The organism is Solwaraspora sp. WMMD406, from assembly GCF_029626025.1.
Lineage (GTDB): Bacteria > Actinomycetota > Actinomycetes > Mycobacteriales > Micromonosporaceae > Micromonospora_E.
Genome location: NZ_JARUBF010000001.1, coordinates 6,118,222 through 6,138,359, shown reverse-complemented (window position 1 = coordinate 6,138,359; position 20,138 = coordinate 6,118,222). Strand labels below are relative to the sequence as shown.

The 20,138-nt window shown below is 72.7% G+C and carries 13 protein-coding genes and 1 pseudogene; 9 read left to right on the top strand and 5 right to left on the bottom strand.

Features of this window, described 5'->3' with window-relative positions; all coding sequences use genetic code 11:
* The first annotated feature begins 68 nt into the window (after positions 1 to 68).
* From O7632_RS27255 to O7632_RS27240, 4 genes are all read left to right on the top strand, one after another.
* Positions 69 to 3,641, top strand: a complete 3,573-nt coding sequence (locus O7632_RS27255; RefSeq protein WP_278120434.1) for an ATP-dependent DNA helicase — start codon at positions 69 to 71, stop codon at positions 3,639 to 3,641.
* A 19-nt stretch (positions 3,642 to 3,660) separates the two neighbouring features.
* Complete coding sequence (locus tag O7632_RS27250; protein ID WP_278118400.1) at positions 3,661 to 7,104, top strand: UvrD-helicase domain-containing protein; 3,444 nt, start codon at positions 3,661 to 3,663, stop codon at positions 7,102 to 7,104.
* A gap of 252 nt (positions 7,105 to 7,356) precedes the next feature.
* Entirely contained in the window at positions 7,357 to 7,560 is a 204-nt protein-coding gene (locus O7632_RS27245) for a cold-shock protein (RefSeq protein ID WP_278118398.1), read from the top strand.
* Positions 7,561 to 7,820: 260 nt separating this feature from the next.
* The gene (locus tag O7632_RS27240; protein WP_278118397.1) at positions 7,821 to 9,155 is read left to right on the top strand and encodes a DEAD/DEAH box helicase; all 1,335 of its coding nucleotides are present in this window, start codon (positions 7,821 to 7,823) and stop codon (positions 9,153 to 9,155) included.
* A gap of 32 nt (positions 9,156 to 9,187) precedes the next feature.
* Here the strand turns inward: O7632_RS27240 and O7632_RS27235 are convergent, their stop codons facing one another.
* Entirely contained in the window at positions 9,188 to 10,624 is a 1,437-nt protein-coding gene (locus O7632_RS27235; protein WP_278118395.1) for a glucose-6-phosphate dehydrogenase, read from the bottom strand.
* On the bottom strand, positions 10,621 to 12,552 hold the full coding sequence (locus O7632_RS27230; protein ID WP_278118393.1) for a glycoside hydrolase family 15 protein: 1,932 nt from the start codon (positions 12,550 to 12,552) through the stop codon (positions 10,621 to 10,623). Before O7632_RS27230 ends, O7632_RS27235 begins: the two co-directional genes overlap by 4 nt.
* Before the next feature lie 329 nt (positions 12,553 to 12,881).
* Between O7632_RS27230 and O7632_RS27225 the strand changes: the two genes are divergently transcribed.
* Genes O7632_RS27225 through nudC form a run of 5 tightly spaced genes read left to right on the top strand, consistent with a single transcriptional unit; the run spans position 12,882 to position 17,921 of the window.
* The gene (locus tag O7632_RS27225) at positions 12,882 to 13,082 is read left to right on the top strand and encodes a hypothetical protein (protein ID WP_278118391.1); all 201 of its coding nucleotides are present in this window, start codon (positions 12,882 to 12,884) and stop codon (positions 13,080 to 13,082) included.
* Between the two features lie 26 nt (positions 13,083 to 13,108).
* Positions 13,109 to 14,158, top strand: a complete 1,050-nt coding sequence (locus tag O7632_RS27220; RefSeq protein WP_278118390.1) for a hypothetical protein — start codon at positions 13,109 to 13,111, stop codon at positions 14,156 to 14,158.
* A gap of 57 nt (positions 14,159 to 14,215) precedes the next feature.
* Positions 14,216 to 15,523, top strand: coding sequence for a pitrilysin family protein (locus tag O7632_RS27215; RefSeq protein WP_278118388.1), 1,308 nt, complete (start codon positions 14,216 to 14,218; stop codon positions 15,521 to 15,523).
* On the top strand, positions 15,520 to 16,941 hold the full coding sequence (locus tag O7632_RS27210) for a pitrilysin family protein (protein WP_278118386.1): 1,422 nt from the start codon (positions 15,520 to 15,522) through the stop codon (positions 16,939 to 16,941). Before O7632_RS27215 ends, O7632_RS27210 begins: the two co-directional genes overlap by 4 nt.
* A gap of 26 nt (positions 16,942 to 16,967) precedes the next feature.
* A complete protein-coding gene (gene nudC, locus O7632_RS27205) occupies positions 16,968 to 17,921 on the top strand; it encodes an NAD(+) diphosphatase (RefSeq protein WP_278118385.1) in 954 nt (317 codons plus the stop codon).
* Between the two features lie 147 nt (positions 17,922 to 18,068).
* On the opposite strand, the pseudogene O7632_RS27200 reads toward nudC, so the two are convergent.
* From O7632_RS27200 to O7632_RS27190, 3 genes and pseudogenes are all read right to left on the bottom strand, one after another.
* Positions 18,069 to 18,376, bottom strand: a pseudogene (locus tag O7632_RS27200) (hypothetical protein).
* A gap of 313 nt (positions 18,377 to 18,689) precedes the next feature.
* Positions 18,690 to 18,926 carry a DUF397 domain-containing protein gene (locus O7632_RS27195; RefSeq protein WP_278118383.1) on the bottom strand — a complete coding sequence of 79 codons (237 nt, stop codon included), beginning with the start codon at positions 18,924 to 18,926 and terminating at the stop codon, positions 18,690 to 18,692.
* Between the two features lie 45 nt (positions 18,927 to 18,971).
* On the bottom strand, positions 18,972 to 20,069 hold the full coding sequence (locus O7632_RS27190) for a helix-turn-helix transcriptional regulator (protein ID WP_278118381.1): 1,098 nt from the start codon (positions 20,067 to 20,069) through the stop codon (positions 18,972 to 18,974).
* Between the last annotated feature and the right edge of the window lie 69 nt (positions 20,070 to 20,138).

Here is a 20,138-nt window from a genome sequence, read left to right as displayed (position 1 = left end):
CTCGGTGACCCCGGATGAGCACCGCTGTCCCACGACCATGGTGAGATAGCGGAGTGCAGGCGTACCGGCTGGTTCGCCGGCCGGCGCGGGCCGAGCCGGCGCGCCGTGCCGACCCCGATCAGCGGGCCGTCGTCGACCACACCGACGGACCGTTGCTCGTCGTCGGAGGACCCGGCACCGGCAAGACCAGCACTCTCGTCGAGGCCGTCGTGGCCCGCATCGCCGAAGGCACCGACCCGGAACGGGTCCTGGTGCTCACCTTCAACCGCCGGGCGGCGCACACCCTGCGTCGCCAGATCGAGGCGAGGATCGCCGGCGATTCGCGTCGGGTCATCCACGAGCCCCTGGTACGGACCTTTTCGGCGTACGCGTTCGGTCTGTTGCGCCGGGCCGCCGCCGAACGCGGTGAGCCGTCGCCCCGGCTGCTCACCGGCCCGGAACAGGACCTGATCATCCGGGAGCTGCTCGACGTCGCCGGTCCGGTCGCGGCCGATCCGGCCCCGGCCGGGCGGTCCGCGCCGCCGCAACGGCCCGCCGACGAGATCGACGATCCGATCGGCTGGCCGGTCGAGCTGCGGGCCGCGCTACCGACCCGGGCGTTCGCCACCCAACTCCGTGATCTGCTGCAACGGGCGACCGAGCGGGGCGTCGGGCCGGTCCAGCTCGCCCGGCTCGGCGAGCGGCTCGGCCGCGCCGACTGGCCGGCGGCCGCCCGCTTTCTCCGGCAGTACGTCGCGGTCCTGGCCCTGCGGGACGTGAGCAACCGGGGCTCGGTCGGCTACGACCACGCCGAACTGGTCCGGGCCGCCGCCGGGTTGTTGACCGACGACCCCGAGCTGCTTGCCGCCGAGCGTCGCCGGTTGTCCCATGTATACGTCGACGAGCTCGCCGACACCGACCCGGCGCAGGTCGAACTGCTCGGGCTGGTCGCCGGTGGCGGCCGGCCGTTGGTGGCGTTCGCCGACCCCGACTCGTCGACCTATGCCTTCCGTGGCGCCGATCCCGGAATCGTGCCGGTCTTCGGCCACCGCTTCCGGACCGCGTCGGGCGCGGTCGCCCGGCAGATCACCCTGCGGGTCTGTTACCGCGCCGACCCGGCTCTGCTCGACGTGACCGGCCGGGTGGCCCGCCGGCTGCGCGGGCCGGCCGGACACCGGCTGACGCGTCCGGCGGCGGAGACAGGCCCCGATTCGCCCCGTCGACCGGCCGCCAGCGGGCCCGCCCCCGACGCTGCCGGGCCCGACCCGGAGGCCGCCGCCGTGCGGGTACGGGTGTTCCGTTCGGCCACCAGCGAGGCCAGCTACCTGGCACATGCCCTGCGGGTGGCGCACCTGATCGACGGCGTGCCCTGGTCCCGGATGGCGGTGATCGTCCGGTCGACCACCTGGCAGTTGCCGCCGCTGCAGCGGGCACTGCAGGTGACCGGCGTGCCGACCGTGGTGCACGCCGAAGACCTGCCGCTGCACCGGCAACCCGCGGTGGCCCCGCTGCTGTTGTTGCTGCGCTGCGCGCTAGAACCGGACCGGCTCGACGAGGAGTCGGCCGTCGCGTTGCTGCATTCCCCGCTCGGCGGTGCCGATCCGCTCGCCGAGCGGCGACTGCGCCAAGGGCTGCGGGCGTTGGCGCTGGCGGCCGGGGACCGCCGGCCCTCCGGGGATCTGCTCGTCGACGCGCTACGCGACCCGGCGGAACTCGCCGCGATCGAACGCCGGTGGGCGGCACCGGCCCAGGCGGTGGCGGTGTTGCTGGCGACCGCCCGGGAAACGGCGGCCCGGCCCGGCGCGACCGTGGAGGACGTGCTCTGGGCGGTGTGGCAGGCCAGTGGTCTGGCCGACCGCTGGTTCGGGGCGATCGTGCGGGGCCGTACGCCTGCCGGTCCGGCGGGCGCGGTCGGAGTCGCCGGTGGCGCGGACAGCGCGGCCCGGTGGCGGGCCGCCGCCGCCGACCGGGATCTCGACGCGGTGATGGTGTTGTTCGACACGGCCGCCCGGTTCGTCGACCGGCTGCCGGGCGCGCGTACCGAGGTGTTTCTCGACCACGTGCTCGGCCAGCAGTTGCCCGCCGACACCCTCGCCGCCGAGGGGGACCGGGGTGAGGCGGTACGCCTGCTCACCGCACACGCCGCCAAGGGCCTCGAATGGGATGTGGTGGCCATCGCCGGGGTGCAGGAGGGTGTCTGGCCCGACCTGCGGCTGCGCGGCAGTTTGCTCGGCTCGGAACGCCTGGTGGACGTGCTCACCGGCCGCGCCGACGGCAGTGGTCTGACGGCCTCGCTGGTCGCCCAGACCTCGGCGCTGCTCGACGAGGAACGTCGACTGTTCTACGTGGCGGCCACCCGGGCGCGGCGCCGGCTGCTGGTGAGCGCGGTCGCGTCCGCCGGGGTCGGCGGGTTGGACCACGAGGAGCAGCCGAGTCGCTTTCTGCTCGAGTTGGGAGTACATGCCGACACCGACACCGACACCGACACCGACAGCGACCGGTCGTCGGACGACGCCGGAGCAGATCGGTCGTCGGACGACGCCGCGCTGTCGACCGCCGCGCTGTCGACCGCCGCGCCGTCGACCGCACGGGGCGTACCGGTGAACGAGTCGCCGAGCGGCGCCGCCGCCGATGAACCACCCACCGACGCGCCGGCTCTGCCGGTCGGCCGGCCGCCCCGGGCGTTGACCCTGCCCGCCTTGGTGGCCGAGCTGCGTACGGTGGTGACCGACGTCGCGGCGTCCGCGCGACGCCGCCATGAGGCCGCCGCCGTCCTGGGTCGGCTGGCGGTCGCCGGGGTACCGGGCGCGCATCCGGACGACTGGTGGGGGCTGCGGGGGCTCTCCGACGACCGTCGGCTGGTCGACGACGGCGAACCGGTGCGCGTAACACCATCCACCATGGAAAGCGCTCTGCGGTGCAGCCTGCGTTGGCTGCTGGAGCGGCACGGCGGCCGGGGGGAGTCGAGCACGGCGGCCGGGGTCGGCAACCTGGTGCACGCGGCGGCGATGCTCGCCGAGGACGCCAGCGTGGACCGGGCGAAGCTGCTGGAGTACGTCGCCGCCCGGTTCGACGCGATCGACCTTGCCGCCCGCTGGATGGCCGGCCCGGAGCTGTCCCGGGCCGAGGCGATGGTCGACAAGCTGCTGCGCTGGCTGGCCTCGAACCCCCGCCGGCTGTTGGCCATCGAACACGAGTTCACCGTACGGCTGGACGATCCGCACCAACCGGTGGAGCTGGCCGGCCGGGTCGACCGGCTGGAGGTCGACGCTGACGGTCGGCTGGTCGTGATCGACCTCAAGACCGGCAAGTCGAGTGCGGTCACCGCCGCGGAACTGGCCGAACATCCGCAGCTCGGTGCCTATCAGGCGGCGGTGGAGGCGGGCGCTTTCGCCGACTTCGGCGAGGAGTCCGGCGGGGCGGCCCTGGTGCAGCTCGGCACCCCGGTCAAGGATGCCCGGGAGCAGAACCAGCCGCCGTTGGCCGACGGCGACGACGCCGGCTGGGCCACGGCGATGGTACGGCGTACCGCCCAGACCATGGCCGCGTCGACGTTCTCGGCGGTGGCCAACTCCAGTTGCCGGGTCTGCCCGGTGAAGACCAGCTGCCCGGTCTCCGGCAAAGGCCGCCAAGTCGTCGAACCGCCCCCGGAGCCGTCATGACCCAGCCCCGGGAGTGGCGATGACCCAGCAGTCGCTGTTCGTCACCCCGCCGCCGCGCCGGCGCGCCGACGCCGGCCCGCGCTACACCCCGGTCGAACTGGCCCGGCTGCTGAAGCAGCCGCCGCCGACCCCGGAGCAGGCGGCGATCATCGCCGCGCCGGTCGAGCCGCTGCTGGTCGTGGCCGGTGCCGGCTCCGGCAAGACCGAGACGATGGCGGCCCGGGTGGTCTGGCTGGTGGCCAACGGGCAGGTACGCCCGGAGCAGGTGCTCGGCCTGACCTTCACCCGCAAGGCCGCCGGCGAGTTGGCGCACCGGATCCGGATCCGACTCGGACAACTGGTCCGGCAACTCGGCCGGGAAGGCCGCCGTACCGAGGAGGATCCGCTCTCCGGCGAGCCGATGGTGGCCACCTACCACTCGTACGCGGCCCGGGTGGTCACCGAACACGGCCTGCGCGCCGGGTTCGAACCGTCCGCCCGGCTCCTGACCGAGGCGTCCCGCTGGCAGATCGTCGACTTCCTGGTCCGCAACTACGACGGGGACATGTCCGAGGTGGAGCGGGCGCCGGGTACGGTCACCGACGCCGTCCTGGCGCTCGCCGGCGAGTTGGCCGAGCACCTGGTCACCCCGGACGACCTGGCGGCCTGGACCGGCCGGTTCTTCGCCGAGGTGCAGTCGCATCCGGGCCGGATGTACGCCGACGTCCGGCGGGCGCTGACCATCCAGCAGATCCGGCTGCGGCTGCTTCCGCTGGTCCGGGCCTATCAGCAGCGCAAGGCGGACTTCGAGGCGATGGACTTCGCCGATCAGATGTCGCGGGCCGCCCAGGTGGCCCGGGACCATCCGGCGGTCGGCGACATCGAGCGGGAACGCTACCGGGTGGTGCTGCTCGACGAATACCAGGACACCAGCCACGCCCAGGTGGTGATGCTGCGGTCGCTGTTCGGCGGCGGGCATCCGGTGGTGGCGGTCGGCGACCCGTGCCAGTCGATCTACGGCTGGCGGGGGGCGAGCGCCGGCACGCTGGACCGGTTCGTCGGCGAGTTCGCCCGCGTCGACGGCCGGCCGGCCCGCACGCTCACCTTGACCACGAGTTGGCGCAACCGGCCGGAGATTCTCAGCGTGGCCAACCGGCTCTCCGGTCCGCTGCGGGCCGCCGGTGCGAAGGTCGCCGCGCTGGCGGCGGCGGCCAAGGTGGCCGCGCCGATTCCCGGTCGCAGCGCGGGTGGCCTGCCGGCCGCGACCGTGCACTGTGCCCTGCTGGGCACGGTGCTGGACGAGGCCGAGTGGGTCGCCGAGAGCATGCTGGCCGCCTGGCGCGGGGCGGCCGGCGGCGATCCGGCCCGGGGCGACGAGATCCCGGTGGACGCCCGGCCGACCAGCGCGGTCCTGGTCCGGGTGCGTAGCCAGATCCCGGCGATCGAGGCGGCGTTGCGGGCCCGGGGCCTGCCGGTCGAGGTGGTCGGTCTGGGCGGCCTGCTGGACACCCCCGAGGTACGGGACGTGGTGAGCACGTTGCGGGTGCTGGCCGACCCGACCGACGGTCCCGCCCTGCTGCGCCTGCTGACCGGTGCCCGCTGGCGGATTGGTCCCCGTGACCTGGTGGCCCTGCACCGGCGGGCCAAGGCGATCGCCGCCGCCCGCCGGGAGTTGCCCCGGGCCGCCGATGGTGACGAACCGGAGATCGCGGTGGACGGGCTCGACGAGGCGAGCCTGGTGGAGGCGTTGGCGGATCTGGGCCCGGCGCAGCTCTACTCGGCGGAGGGTTACGCCCGGCTGCGGGCGTACGGCCGGGAACTCGCCCTGTTGCGGCAGCGGATGGACCAGCCGTTGCCGGATCTGATCGCCGACGTGGAGCGGACCACCGGCTTGGACGTGGAGGTGGCGGTCCGGGCCGGTACCGCCGGCAGCGGTGGTGACGCCGGTCTGGCCCAGGGGCATCTGGACGCGCTCGGTGACGTGGCCGCCCGGTTCGCCGGCGAGTCGGACACCGCGACCCTGTCGGCGTTTCTGGCGTTCCTGGCCGCCGCCGAGGACGAGGAACGCGGTCTGGCGCCCGGCGAGGTCGACGTGGTGGAGGGCGCGGTGCAGATCCTGACCGCGCACGCCGCGAAGGGCCTGGAGTGGGACGTGGTGGCGGTGGCCGGCCTGACCCGGGAGGTCTGGCCCGGCCCGGTACGGGGGTCGGACCATTTCCTGTACGGCCTCGGGGTGCTGCCGTTCCCGTTGCGCGGCGACGCCGACGGCTTGCCCCGGCTGGCGCTCGACGAGGTCGCCGACCAGCGGGCGCTGGCCCGGGCGGTGACCGAGTTCGGGCAGCTGTGGCGCGACCATGACGAGCGGGAGGAGCGGCGGCTGGCGTACGTGGCGATCACCCGTCCCCGGCGGCTGCTGCTCTGCTCCGGTTACTGGTGGGGTGCCGGGGTGAAGCGGCATCGCGGCCCGTCGGTGTTCCTGCGGGAGATCCACGACGACTGCCTGGCCGGGGCGGGTCTGGTGGACCACTGGGCGCCGGAGCCGACGGCTGAGGCGACGAACCCGATCGACGAGGTGACGGTACGGGCGGACTGGCCGGCGGATCCGCTCGGTGCCGGCCGGACCCGGATCGCGGAGGCGGCGGGGCTGGTCCGGAGGGCGATGGACCGGGCGGTGCCGGGACCACCGCCGACCAGCCCTGGCGATGCCGAAGATCCCGTCGATCTGCCGAGCGGGGACGATCGGCCGGCAGGCGACGACCCCGAGGTGTCGGGACGGGACCAGCCGGCGCGCCGCTGGTGGCGCGAGGCGGAGATCCTGCTCGCCGAACGCGAACAGTTGGCCAACGGTGTCGGTCCGGTCGACGTACCGCTGCCGGAGCAGATGTCCGTGTCGCAACTGGTCGCGTTGCGTCGGGACCGGTTCGCGCTGGCCCGCCAGCTGCGTCGTCCGCTGCCGGCCCGGCCGGACCCGTACGCCCGGCGGGGCACCGCGTTCCACGCCTGGTTGGAGCAGCGGTTCGGCGCGGACCGGCTGCTTGACATCGACGAACTGCCGGGCGCGGCTGACGAGGACGCCGCGCCCGACGAGGCACTGCGGCGGTTGCAGGAGCTCTTCCTGGCCAGCGAGTGGGCCGACCGGGTGCCGGTCGAGGTGGAGGTGCCGTTCGCCACGGTGGTCGCCGGAGTGGTGGTACGTGGCCGGATGGACGCGGTCTTCGCCGGCCCGGCCGGTCGCTACGACGTGGTCGACTGGAAGACCGGTCGACGTCCGGCGGGAGTCGCCGAGTCGGCCGCCGCCGTGCAGCTGGCCGCGTACCGGCTGGCCTGGGCGGAACTGGCCGGGGTGCCGGTGGCGCTGGTACGGGCGGCGTTCCACTACGTCGGCGAGGGTGTCACCGTACGGCCGGCCGATCTGCTGGACCACGACGGCCTGGCGGCGTTGATCCGTGGCCTGCCACGCCTGGGTGACCCGGTGGAGTCGTGATAGGCTGACCGGGTTGCAGTTTTGGTTCCCGGTGACCTTGGTCGACGTCAGCTCTCCGCTGGCGCCGCCCACTCGGTCGCTAAGACAGTGCGAGCGCCTGCGGGATTGCGGCCCAGGCGCTCTTTGTTGTGTTCGGGCTCAGCACCGGATGGGGCGATCAGTACCGCGACGCCGATCCACGCACCAGCGGGGATCTCATTTCGGCCCGTAGGCAGTCTCGGGACCGATCGTTCCGTCGAGGAGACGAGTTACATGGCAGTTGGCACCGTCAAGTGGTTCAACGCGGACAAGGGCTTCGGTTTCATCACCCCGGACGGGGGTGGCGCTGACGTCTTCGCCCACTTCTCCGCCATCCAGACCTCCGGCTACCGCAGCCTGGACGAGAACCAGCGGGTGGAGTTCGAGGTCACCCAGGGCCAGAAGGGCCCGCAGGCGGAGAACATCCGCCCGCTCTGAACCACGCGTCGATCCGGCCCGCGCCACACCGGTGGCGCGGGTCGGGCCGCCACCGTAGTCCCTTTCCCGGTGCTCGTGCGCTGGCGCACCTCTGGTTCGCGCTCGTGCACGCTCGAACACCCGGTCGGTGCCTACGCACCGCACACCCCGGTTCGTACTCATGCACCGCACACCCAATGGTTCGTGCTTGTGACCGCTGACGGTTTCGTCCGTCCGGCGCCTTCCTCGCTACGTGCCGCTAGCGGAAGGCCCGCCTGATCATGAGCCCTACCCTGACTTCCGTCGCGCCCGCGACGCCCGCCACCCCGGTCCGCCCGGCGTCCTTCCAGGACGTGCCGCTGCCGGCCAGCCTGCTGGCCGCGTTGACCGCGAACGGCATCCTCGAACCCTTCCCCATCCAGGCCGCCACCCTGCCCGACTCGTTGGCCGGTCGCGACGTTCTCGGCCGTGGCCGCACCGGATCCGGCAAGACGCTCGCCTTCGGCCTGCCGTTGCTGTCGCGTACCGCCGGTCGCCGGGCCCGCCCCGGTCGGCCGCTGGCACTGATCCTGGTGCCCACCCGCGAGCTGGCCCAGCAGGTGACCGCGGCGCTGGAGCCGTACGCCCGTGCGGTACGGCTGCGGTGCGTCACCGTCGTCGGTGGAATGTCGATGCAGCGGCAGATCGACGCGCTGCGCTCCGGCGCCGAGGTCGTCGTGGCCACCCCCGGCCGCCTCAACGACCTGGTCGAACGGGGTTCCTGCCAGTTGCAGGAGGTCACCGTGACCGTGCTCGACGAGGCCGACCAGATGGCCGACATGGGCTTCCTGCCCCAGGTCACCACGATCCTTCGTCAGGTCGCCCCGGGCGGGCAGCGGATGCTCTTCTCCGCCACCCTGGACCGTGGCGTCGACCGGCTGGTCCGGCAGTTCCTCACCAACCCGGTCGCCCACCAGGTGGATCCGTCCGCCGCCACGGTCAGCGCGATGACCCACCACGTGCTGCACGTCAGCGCGGCCGACAAACCGGCCGCGACGGCCGCGATCGCGGCCCGCGACGGCCGGGTCATCATGTTCATCGGCACCAAGCACCGGGCCGACCGGCTGGCCCGGCAGCTGCTCGCCAGTGGAGTGCGGGCCGCCGCGCTGCACGGCGGCAAATCCCAGGGTCAGCGCAACCGGATCCTGGAGCAGTTCAAGAGCGGACAGATCACCGCTCTGGTCGCCACCGACGTGGCCGCCCGAGGCATTCACATCGACGACCTCGACCTTGTCGTCAACGTGGATCCGCCGGCAGACCACAAGGACTACCTGCACCGGGGTGGACGTACGGCCCGGGCCGGCGCCACCGGCGTGGTGGCCACCCTGGTCCTGCCCGAGCAGCGGCGGGACATGGACCGGCTGCTGGCCGCGGCCCGGATTCGCCCCGAGGCGATCTGGGTCCGTCCCGGCGACACCGAACTCGCCCGGGTCACCGGAGCCCGTACACCGTCCGGTGTGCCAGTGACGGTGGCCGCCGCGCCGGCCCGCCCCACCAGCCCCGCTGGGGCCGGTGGCGCGCCGACCCGTCGCCCCGGCGGGCGTCGCCGGCCGAGCCGCCGCCCGGCCGCCCGCTAGCGACTACGAAGCCGGGCCGGTCAGCGGCTCGCTCAGCGCTCCGGGCCGGTGCTGCCGGCCGGGTAGTCACGCAACGGCGAGTGCCCGGCCGCCCAGGCCCGCAGCACCGGTTCGATGATCCGCCAGCTTTCCTCCGCCTCCTGGGCCTGGGCGGACAGCCGGGTGTCACCGTCGATGATCGCCAGCAGCAGCTGCCCGTACGGACTCGGCGCCTGCCGGGCCAGCTCGGTGACCAGCTCGACCGGCTCCAGATCGAACGGATTGCCCATCCCGTTGACGTTGAGTCGCAACGACATCCGGTCCGGATCGAGCTGCAGCCGCAGCTCGTTGCACTGGCTGTCGCGGCCGGCGAACGCGGCGTGCGGCACGTCGGCGAACCGGACCACGATCTCCCGCCGGTCCCGGTCCAGCGCCTTGCCGGTCCGCAACCGGAACGGCACCCCGGACCAGCGCCAGTTGTCGATGTGCAGGATCAGCTCGGCGTACGTCTCGATGCCCCGCCGCGGGTCGACGCCGGGCGCGTCCACGTAGGCGGCCACCTGACGTTCGCCGGCGCGGCCGTGCACCGTACCGGCGGTGTAGCGGCCACGGACCGTACACCGGTCGACGTCGTCGGCGGTGATCGGGCGTACGGCCCGCAACACGTCGAGCTTGCGGACCGCCAGATCGGCCGGGTCGACGGTCAGTGGCGGCTCCATCGCCACCAGGGTCAGCAGCTGCAGCAGATGGTTCTGCACCATGTCGCGCAGCGCCCCGGCGTGGTCGTAGTAGCTGGACCGGCTCTGGGCGTCGACCGTCTCGTCGAAGACGATGTCGACTCCGGTGATATGGGTGTTGCTCCACAACGGCTCCAACACCCGGTTGGCGAAGCGCAGCCCCAGCAGGTTCAGCACCGTCTGCTTGGCCAGGAAGTGGTCGACCCGGAACACCCGGTCGTCGGCGAGCACCCGGTGTAGCACGGCGTTGAGCCGGCGGGCGCTGGCCAGGTCCTCACCGAAGGGTTTCTCCACCACCACCCGTACGCCGGGCGGCAGCTCGCAGCGACCGAGCGCCACGACCACCGGCTCGAACAGTCCGTGCGGCAGGGCCAGGTAGACCACCACCGGGTCGTCGCCGGTGCTGGCGAGTCCGCCGGTGCTGGCCAGTCCGCCGGTGCTGGCCAGTCCGCCGGTACGGGCGGCGGCCAGCGCGGCGGTCAGCACCGCAGGGTCGGTCACGTCGCCGCCGATGTAGCGGGTGTTCTCGGCGATCGCCGCCCGCGCCTCGGGAGCGACCTCCGCCGCGTGCCGGTCCAGGGCGGCGCCGACCCGCTGCCGGAAGCCGTCGTCGTCGAGATCGTCGCGGGCCACGCCGATCACCCGCAGCCCGCCGGCCGGCCGGCCGAGCTCACGCAGCTGCGCCAGCCCGGGTAGCAGGTACCGGGTGGTCAGGTCGCCGGTGGCACCGAGCACGATCACGTTCGCCGTCAAGGCCGTTTCCTTCCGTACCGGGCCAGGTTGACCGCGCTGCTGATCAACCCGATGTGGCTGAACGCCTGCGGGAAGTTTCCCAGGAAGTCGCCGGTGCCGGGGTCGATCTGCTCGGGGAGCAGCCCGACGTGGTTGACCCGGCCGCAGAGCTGGTCGAACAGTTCGTACGCCCGGTCGAGTTGACCGCTGCCGGCCAGGTTGTCCACCCACCAGAACGAGCAGAGCAGGAACGCGCCTTCGTCGCCGGCCAGGCCGTCGGGTGACTCGTCCGGCAGGTAGCGGTAGAGCAGGTCGCCGCCGGCACCGAGGCGGCGCTGCACGGCGTCGACGGTGGCGACCATCCGAGGGTCGGCGGCGTCGACGATCCGGCGCAGCGGCAGCGCCAGCAGGCTGGCGTCGACCGTGCCCGGCTGCCCGAGATGCTCGGTGAAGTGGCCGGCGCCGGCGTCCCACGCCTCGGTCAGCAGGGTGGTACGGATGTCGGCGGCGGCCCGCTGCCACCGCTCGGCCTGGTCGCGGCGGCCGGTGGCGGTGGCCAGCCGGGCCATCCGATCGGTCGCGACCTGACACATCGCCACCGAGTAGGTGAACGGTCGCCCTTCGTGCCGGATCTCCCAGATGCCGTGATCGGGGGTCCGCCAGTGTTCCACCGCGAGGTCGCCCAGTTGGGTCAGGTTCGCCCAGCGTCGGTCGTCGACCTTCCCTCCGACCCGGGCCCACTGCCAGGCACAGTCGAGGATCTCCCCGTACACGTCGTGTTGGATCTGGTCGGCGGCGGCGTTGCCCCACCGTACCGGGCGTGACCCCCGGTAGCCGGCGAGCTCGTGATCGAGCCGTTCGGCCGCAGGCCGGGTGCCGTCCAGGGTGTAGAGGACGTGCGGTCGGCCGTCGCGGGTGCACGCGTCGAGGACCCAGGACAGGAACGCGTCGGCTTCGGTGGTCATCCCGACCCGGCGGAGCGCGTAGACGGTGTACGCCGCGTCGCGTACCCAGGTGAAGCGGTAATCCCAGTTGCGTTCGCCGCCGATCGCCTCCGGCAGCGACGATGTCGGGGCGGCGACGACCGCGCCGCTGGCGTGGTGGTCGCAGAGCTTCAGGGTGATCGCGCTGCGGCGGACCAGTTCGGCGTACGGTCCGGTGTAAGTGATCTCCTGGCTCCAGGAGCGCCAGGCCGCGGCGGTCCGGTCGAGCGCGGCGGCGACCTGGTCGGCGCTGCGCTGGCGGGTGGGGCCCTCGCCCCAGCGCAGCACCAGACCGAGCCGCTGTCCGGCGCTGAGCCGGATCCGGCCGGTGAGCCGGTCCAGTCCGGGCACGGGTCTGGTCGTGGTGAGGCGCAACGTCGACGGGCTGTCGGTCGCGGCTCCGGCGGCTGGTCCCGCGCTGGCTGGTCCCGCGCTGGCTGGTCCCGCGCTGGCTGGTCCCGCGCCGGCCGGGAAGCTGATGCGGATCTCCTCGGCCGACGCGGAGGCCGTGATGCCGCCCCGTCCGCTGACGGCGATCTCCAGGTCGACGTCGCCGTCGAGCACGGTGACCAGTCTGGCCAGCTCACCGTCCGCGCTGCCGAGTTCGGGCGGGCCGTCGGGGCGCCGCGCTCCGTCGACCACCAGCGCGTCTCGCAGCTCCAGCCGGCCGGTCGCGGTGTGCAGTTCGGTCCGCAGCACGGCGGTGTCGGGCAGGTACTCCTGCCGTACCGCCCGCAGACCGGCCGGTCGGACGGACCACGATCCGCCGCGTTCGCTGTCGAGCAGCGCCGCGAACAGCGCCGGGCCGTCGAAACGGGGCAGACACAGCCACCGTACGGTGCCGTCCAGCCCGACCAGGGCGGCGGTCTGCCCGTCTCCGATCAGGCCATGGTCGGCGATCCTCGGATAACCGTCGTCGAGCTGGGGAACCGGCCAGGCGGTGATTTCCGCCAGTTGGTCGGTCACGGACACCTCCTCGGGGGTCACGTCTGTGGACGGGGTCGTCGACTGACGAGTTCGCCGTCACCTGGTGTGGCTCTCCTACCCGGGTCGACGTGGGTCGACTCGTTCGCGCCGCCGATCAGTCTGGTCGTGGCGGCGGCAAGATCCGCCAGTGTCGCTGAGCGATCGACCCGGATGGCGGAGTCGCACCGTCGTCCGGCCGGTCGAAACAGCGGGTTTCCCACGCTTTCGGTCTGATGGGCGACTGCGGGATGCGGGGTCTGCCGGGATCCTGTCGGGGGCAGGGGAGTACGGGGCTCCGGGAACTGCCTTGGCAGGGAGGTCTGGGCGAGATGGCCGCCGACATCGGTGCGGTACGTGAAGTCCTACTGGTCGTCGGATTCGCGCTGGTGGGTGTGCTGATCGCGTTGGTGTCCGTGATCACCCCCTGGTACGGCGGTTCGTCGTCGACCGATCAGGCGCCCGTGGTGGAACTGCACGCCCCGCAACGGACGCAGCAGGCCACCGATCTCAGCGCGCCGCGCCCACGCTGAGCCGGGGCGCTGCCGATTCTTCGGCCATGGGTGATTCACTAGGGAAGATGCCTGCCACGCCGCCGCCCGCACGGCACCCGTCCGGTGCCGCCGGTGACTGGTCCGCCGGCGCGGTGACCCGACTGGGTCCGCCGCCGACCGGGTCACCGCTGACTGGTGTTCCGGCCCCCGGGCCGGGCGGGCCGACCGGGCCGGGCGGGCCGGGTGGGCCGGGCGGGCCGGGTGGGCCGGGCGGTGGTGGCCGGGCCGGCTCCGCTGGTGAGGACCGGCGCCGGCAGGACGTACGCCGGTTGTGGTGGTTCGGCGGTGTGGCCGGCGGGCTGCTGGCCACCGGCCTGATCGTGGTGCTGGCGTTGGTGCTCACCGGCAACGCCGACCCGTTTCGCGCCCCGGCCCCGCCGGCCGACGTCCGGCCGCCGCTGGCGCAACTCTGTCCCGGGCCCAGTGGAGCGCCGGGGGAGCAACCGCAGAGCCCGTCGCCGGCGGTCCCACCGCGAGCGGCGCCGTCCGACCCGTCCGACCCGTCCGACCCGTCTGACCCGTCTGACCCGTCTGATCCACGGACTGTCGACCCGGAGGCTGGCATCTCCTACGCCGCCTACGGCGAGCCGTGGCAGCCGTGGCGGGCCGAGTGGAACGCCGGTTCGCTGCAGGTGCCGTACCGGGTCGGGCAGCACTTCGTCACCGAGCCCGCCTACAACGGGTTCAGCGACTACCACGCGTCCATTCTGTCGGCGGCGGTGCCGGCGGCCGACAACGACGCGCTCTCCCTCGATCTGGAGTGCGTCGGCCGGCAGGTCGCCGCCGATGTGCGTGCCGAGTACTATCCGCAGCCCAATCGGATGGATCCGATCCGTGACGAGCGGACCGTCCTCGACGGCCGGCCGGCGTGGCTGACCGTGTTCCGGCTGCACTTCAGCCAGCCCGGGCTGCGGGCCACCGACGAGTTGGTCGCGGTCGCCTGCATCGACGTGGGTCGGACCACCGCCGCGGTGCTGTTCGTGTCGATTCCCGGCACCCACCGGCAGTACGACTGGATCGTCGACGACCTGTACGCCTCGGTCCGGGTCGACTGATCGGCCGCCGTCCGGCCGCTGGTTCCCCGGCGTACCGGGACAGGTTAGGGTCGGCGGGTGGCGCGTACAGTTCGGATTCCCGCGACGACCTACCCGGTGGAGCGGTTCACCCTCGCCAATGGCCTACGGGTGGTGCTCGCCCCGGACCGGAGTGCTCCGGTGGTCGGCGTCGCCGTCGTCTACGACGTCGGGATCCGTTCCGAGCCTCCGGGCCGCACCGGGTTCGCGCACCTGTTCGAGCACCTGATGTTCCAGGGGTCGGAGAACCTGGAGAAGCTGGCGCACTTCCGTCACGTGCAGGGCTCGGGCGGGACCTTCAACGGCAGCACCCACTTGGACTACACCGACTACTACCAGGTGCTGCCGAGCAACGCGCTGGAACGGGCGTTGTTCCTGGAGGCAGACCGGATGCGTGCCCCGCAGTTGACCGAGGAGAATCTGCGCAACCAGGTCGACGTGGTCAAGGAAGAGATTCGGGTCAACGTGCTCAACCGGCCGTACGGTGGGTTTCCCTGGCTGCACCTGCCGCCGGTGATGTTCGACACCTTCCCCAACGCGCACGACGGCTACGGATCGTTCGTCGACCTGGAGAGCGCGACGGTGGCCGAGGCGGCCGAGTTCTTCACCCGCTACTACGCCTGCGGCAATGCGGTGCTGGCGATCGCCGGTGACCTGGACGTCGCGACCGCCACCGAACTGGTCGAGCGGCACTTCGGCGACGTCCCGGCCCGCCCGGCTCCGCCGATCCCGGACTTCGCCGAACCCGAGCTGACCGCCGAACGCCGGCAGGTCCACACCGATCCGCTCGCCCCGCTGCCGGCCGTCGCCGCCGCGTGGCGGGTCCCCGACCCGATCGCGGACCTGGACGCCTATCTGCCGTACGTCGTGCTCGCCGAGGTGCTCACCGACGGGGACGCGGCCCGGCTGGTGGAGCGGCTGGTCCGGCGGGACCGGACGGTGACCAGCCTCGGTGGCTACCTCAGCTTCGAGGGCGAGCCGTTCGATGTACGGGATCCGTCGGTTCTGGTGCTGCAGGCCCACCTGCCGCCCGGGGGCGACGCCGACAAGGTCCTGGTCGCGGTCGACGAGGAGCTGGACCGGCTGGCGACGGGCGGCTTCGGCCGAGGCGAACTCGCCCGGGTGCAGGCCCGGATGGCGACCCACCTGTTGCGCGACGCCGACTCGGTGCTCGGTCGGGGGCTGCGGATGGCGGTGCTCGAACAGCAACGCGGCAATCCGGAACTGGTCAACCAGCTGCCCCGCCTGCTGGGTTCGGTCACCGAGACACAGGTACGGGAGGCTGCCGCGAGCCTGCGCCCGCAGCGCCGCGCGGCGCTTGAAGTCGTTCCGGGAGGCACCCAGTGACCAGCGCGACCGTCACGGACGGTGGGAGCACCCGGCCCGGCCCGGCCCGGCCCCGCCGGCCGCTGCCCCCGCTCGGGCCCAACCGCACTCCGCCGCTGCCCAAGGTGGCGCGGCGTACGCTCGACAACGGCCTGCGGGTGATCGCTGTCCGGCGGCCTTCGGTGCCGCTGGTCGAGATCCGGCTGTGGGTTCCGTTCGGCCGGGCCCCGCTGGGCCGGGCCACGGTGCTGTCGCAGACCTTGTTCGGGGGCACCGCCAACCGGACCAACGGCGAACTGGCGGCCGAGCTGCAGGCGGTCGGCGGCGGTCTGTCCGCCGGCCTGGACCCGGACCGGTTGCTGGTCGCCGGCGCCGCGCTGGTCTCCGGCCTGCCCCGGATCCTGGAACTGCTCAACGAGGTGCTCACCGGGGCGACGTACCCGGCCGGCGAGGTGGCCATCGAGCGCGACCGGCTGGCCGACCGGATCCAGGTGGCGCTGAGCCAGCCCGCCCACGTGGCGCGCGCGGCGCTGGTCCGCCGGATTTACGGCCGGCATCCGTACGCGGTGCAGATGCCCGAGGTCGACCAGATCCGAGCGGTCCGGCCGGCGGCGCTGCGCGCGTTGCACACCGACCGGTTGCATCCGGCCGGAGCGAACCTCGTGCTCGTCGGCGACATCGCCCCCAACCGGGCTCTGGACGCCGCCGAACAGGCGCTCAGCGGCTGGCGTCCGACTGGTCGGCAGCTCGTCCTGCCACCGGCGCCGGACCCCCGGCCGGCTCCGCTCGCGTTGGTCGACCGGCCGGGGTCGGTCCAGTCGTCGCTACGGATCGCGTTGCCGGGCGTGAGTCGGGACCATCCCGATCACGCGGCGCTGCAGCTGGCGAACATGATCTTCGGTGGCTACTTCTCGTCCCGGTGGGTGGAGAACATCCGGGAGGACAAGGGGTACAGCTACGGACCGCATTCGATGGTGGAGCATTCGGTCGCCGGATCGGTGCTGCTGCTCGCTGCCGACGTCGCCACCGAGGTGACCGCCCCGGCTCTGCTGGAGACCTTCTACGAGTTGGGCCGTCTCGCCGTCGTACCGCCCGAGGCCGCCGAGCTGGAGCAGGCCCGTCAGTACGCGCTCGGCACCCTGCAGATCGGCATGTCGACGCAGGCCGGGCTGGCCGGAATGATCAGCACCTACGCCGGGTTCGGGCTGCCCGTCGACCATCTGGCCGAACACGCCGCCCGGTTGGCGTCGGTCACCCGGGAGGAGGTCGCCGCCGCCGCTGCCCGCTACCTGGCACCGTCCCAGGCGCTCGGGGTGATCCTGGGTGACGTGTCGCGGATCGCCGACGCGGTCGCGGCGGTGACCCCGGTCGAGCCGCCTGGTGGCGACCGTACCGGTGGCGACCGTAGCGGTGGTGGCCGTAGCGGCGACGCGGCGTGAGCGGTAGCGGTCCGTCGGGCGATGCCGTGGCTGGCGTCGACCAGCCGCCGTTGGCGCGTAGCGCGCTGGACCGGGCGGCGCATCGGCGTACCGAGCCGGGGTGGCTGGAGCGGGCGTGGACCCGGTCGCGGGTGCTGGTGCTGGACACGGCCGCTGGTGGCCGGGCGCTGGTCCACGACGTCGAACGGGCCGATTCCCCGGCGGCGGTCGCGCTGGTGCTGGTCGACCCGATGCCGTCGGCGGTGGACGATCGGGTCTTCCTCGGCGTCGATCGGGACGAAACGCCAATCTTCGCGGTGGACGCGCCGTTGCCGGTGGTGCCCGGGGCCCGTCCGGCCACGGTGCGGGAGGTCGGGCACCAGCTCGACGACCGGGACGCCGGGCTGTTCACCGCGGCGGCGGCGCTGCTCGGCTGGCATGCCCGACATCCGTACGCGCCGGGCACCGGGTCGCCGACCCGACCGAGCGATGGCGGATGGTCGCGGACGGACCCGGACGAAGTCCGCATCTGGCCGCGCACCGACCCGGCGGTGATCGTGCTGCCGCACGACGGCGTGCCCGGCCCGCAGGGGCGCTGCCTGCTCGCCAACCATCATGCCCGGCGCGGTGACGGGCGGGGACGGCTCTACTCCTGCCTGGCCGGGTTCGTCGAGCCGGGCGAGTCGGCTGAGGCGACGGTGGCCCGGGAGGTCCGGGAAGAGGTCGGGATGACCTTGTCGGAGCTGTCCTATCTCGGCAGCCAGTCCTGGCCGTTCCCGGGCACGCTGATGCTCGGCTACCTCGGGCGGGTCGATCCGGATCAGTCAGTTCGGATCGACCCGGAGGAGATCATCCGGGCTCGCTGGTTCAGCCGGGCCGAGGTGCGCGCGGTGCTGGCCGGTGACCAGGTGGACTCGGGTGACGGGTTCACGGTGCGGCTGGCGCCACCCGCGTCGATCGCGGCTTTCCTGATCGGTCACTGGGTCGCCGATCGTGGGTGACCGCCGGGTTGAGCCGGCTGCCGGCCCAACCCTGGCCCGTGGGCGCCGTTGCCGCGATGCCCACGGGCCAAGGTCCTGGCCCGTCGCTGCCGGCCACCTGGGTGGTACGGCGGGGCTGGCCGAGCCGCGACGGTCGTCCGTCACCGGTCAGCGGACCGATGCCGATGCCGAGGACTGGTCGGTTGTCGATGCCGGTGCCGACAGTTGGTCGACGTCTGTCGCGTGCGGATCCGGCACCTGGACCACCTTGACTCGTTGTCGGCCGGAGCGGACCGAGCCGACCGAGGACCGCGCGCGAGACTCATCGCGGCTTCGCGGTTCTCGGCGCAGGCGGTCTGCCGGCGAGGCTCGGGGGCGGTCCATTCGTCGCGGATCCGTCGACCGCTGGCGATGGCCTCGGTGAGCTCGTCATGGGCCACCGCGCGGACTTCCGTGCGGACGATCAGATATCGCATGTGCGACTCCGGGGAACCGTGACCGATGATCGACGGCCGGCGGGTTCCCACAGTCGGAATGTGCTTGCTTGGAAATTCCACCGGATGTCTCCGGCACGAGAGAACCCCGGATCGCGATGGGCTAAACGTGCCGAACGGGTGAAACAAGATGTCCGTTCGGTGGATTGCGGAACACCGGGCGGCGCGTGGACTCCGGACACTCCGGGCGGCGCGTGGACTCCGGGACGACGCGTGGCGTCGGACGTGGTCTCCCGCCCCGATTCATCCGCACCGGAACGATCCGGTGCGGATGAATCAGACCCATGGCGTACGGTCAGCTCAGGTCGAACTCCCCGTCCTTCGCGCTGTCGATGAAGTCGCGCCAGTTGGTCCGCTCGAACGACAGGACCGGTCCGGTACGGTTCTTGCTGTCCCGCATCAGCACCGGCGCCCGGTCGCCAGCCAGTGGTCCGACCTCGACACAGTTGGTGCTCTGGCTGCGGCTGCTCTTACGCCAAGCGGGCGAGTTCCCGCCAGCGGTGCGCACGCTGCGCTGATCTGCTGGGTTCATTCCTGCTCCTTGCTGGTAAGGCGGACCGGGCTGGACGACGTGCGGTCAGTCCGGTGTCACCTGCTCGGCCCGCTGCGTGGTCGCGTCGTGCGGTCCACGCTGGATGGGCGGCCCGGCCGGTCGGCCGGGGCCTGCCCCGCTCGCGGTGGCGGGCGGGGACAGTGGGGCAGGGGTGGTGGGTGGTGTGGTGGCTACGGCGGGGGTGGTGTCCGCGTGGGGTCCGCCGGGGGAGGCGGTGTCCGGTGCGGGGAGCGTGCTCAATTCGGTGGCGCCGGCCGCCTGGTGTCGGGTGATCGCCTCGGTGAGCCACTCGATCGACTCCTCGGGGTCGCGGGCGGCCTGGCACATCCAGTCGAAGACCTGCCGGTAGCGGTCCAGGACCGGACCCTCGTTCACGGTCATGTCGGCGGCCAGCGTCTCTACCGCCACGGCGCTCGGATCCTCCGGATCGGCGAACGAGTAGATCGAGAACGCGGTCTCCGGCAGGTACCAGGAGGCGATGGTCGCCGTCTGCGGCAACACCCGCAGGGTGACGTTCGGCAACTGGGCCATCGAGCGCAGGTGCATGAGCTGGGCGACCATCACGTCGGGCGGCCCGCACCGTAGCCCGAGTGCGGTTTCCTCCAGCACGGCGGTGTAGCGGGGGACCCCGTTGCTGCGCATCAGCATGGACTGGCGCGACGTGCGGGCGGCCACCTCTGTGTCGGGATCGTCGGGTACCCGTTTGTCGTTGGTGGGGTCGAACAGCGGTAGCGCCGACAGGATTCGGATCTTGGCGTAGTCGGGGGTCTGCAGAAGTCCTGGAATGATCACCGAGCCGTACTCGTGGATTTCGGTGGCACCGGCCTCAAGTTCGGCGTAGGCCCGCTGCCGGCTGGTCATCACCGCGTACGAGCGCAGGAATGCCCGGGTGTTTCCGGCGTCCCGGGCGATGCCGACCAGTTCGTCGCGGACCTCGTCGCTGACGCCGTACAGATCGAGTAGGTCCATCACGTCACCGACGCCCGGGCGACTCCGTCCGTTCTCCAGTCGGGAGAGCTTGGACGCCGAGGCCCAGTTGACTCGCTCGATCACCTGCTCGCCGGTGAGCCCGGCGTTTTCCCGTAGCCGCCTCAGCTCACTGCCGAGGCGGCGACGGCGCATAGTCGGACTCGGTATGGGCTGCTCGGGCTGCACCGGTACTCCCCCCGATCCGTCGGCATCCGCCATGGA

Coding starts and splice junctions, on each gene's coding strand:
- O7632_RS27190 (WP_278118381.1), bottom strand. CDS start 20,069: ATGCGCCGTCGCCGCCTCGGCAGTGAGCTGAGGCGGCTACGGGAAAAC.
- O7632_RS27250 (WP_278118400.1), top strand. CDS start 3,661: ATGACCCAGCAGTCGCTGTTCGTCACCCCGCCGCCGCGCCGGCGCGCC.
- O7632_RS27220 (WP_278118390.1), top strand. CDS start 13,109: ATGGGTGATTCACTAGGGAAGATGCCTGCCACGCCGCCGCCCGCACGG.
- O7632_RS27225 (WP_278118391.1), top strand. CDS start 12,882: ATGGCCGCCGACATCGGTGCGGTACGTGAAGTCCTACTGGTCGTCGGA.
- O7632_RS27240 (WP_278118397.1), top strand. CDS start 7,821: ATGAGCCCTACCCTGACTTCCGTCGCGCCCGCGACGCCCGCCACCCCG.
- O7632_RS27245 (WP_278118398.1), top strand. CDS start 7,357: ATGGCAGTTGGCACCGTCAAGTGGTTCAACGCGGACAAGGGCTTCGGT.
- O7632_RS27195 (WP_278118383.1), bottom strand. CDS start 18,926: ATGAACCCAGCAGATCAGCGCAGCGTGCGCACCGCTGGCGGGAACTCG.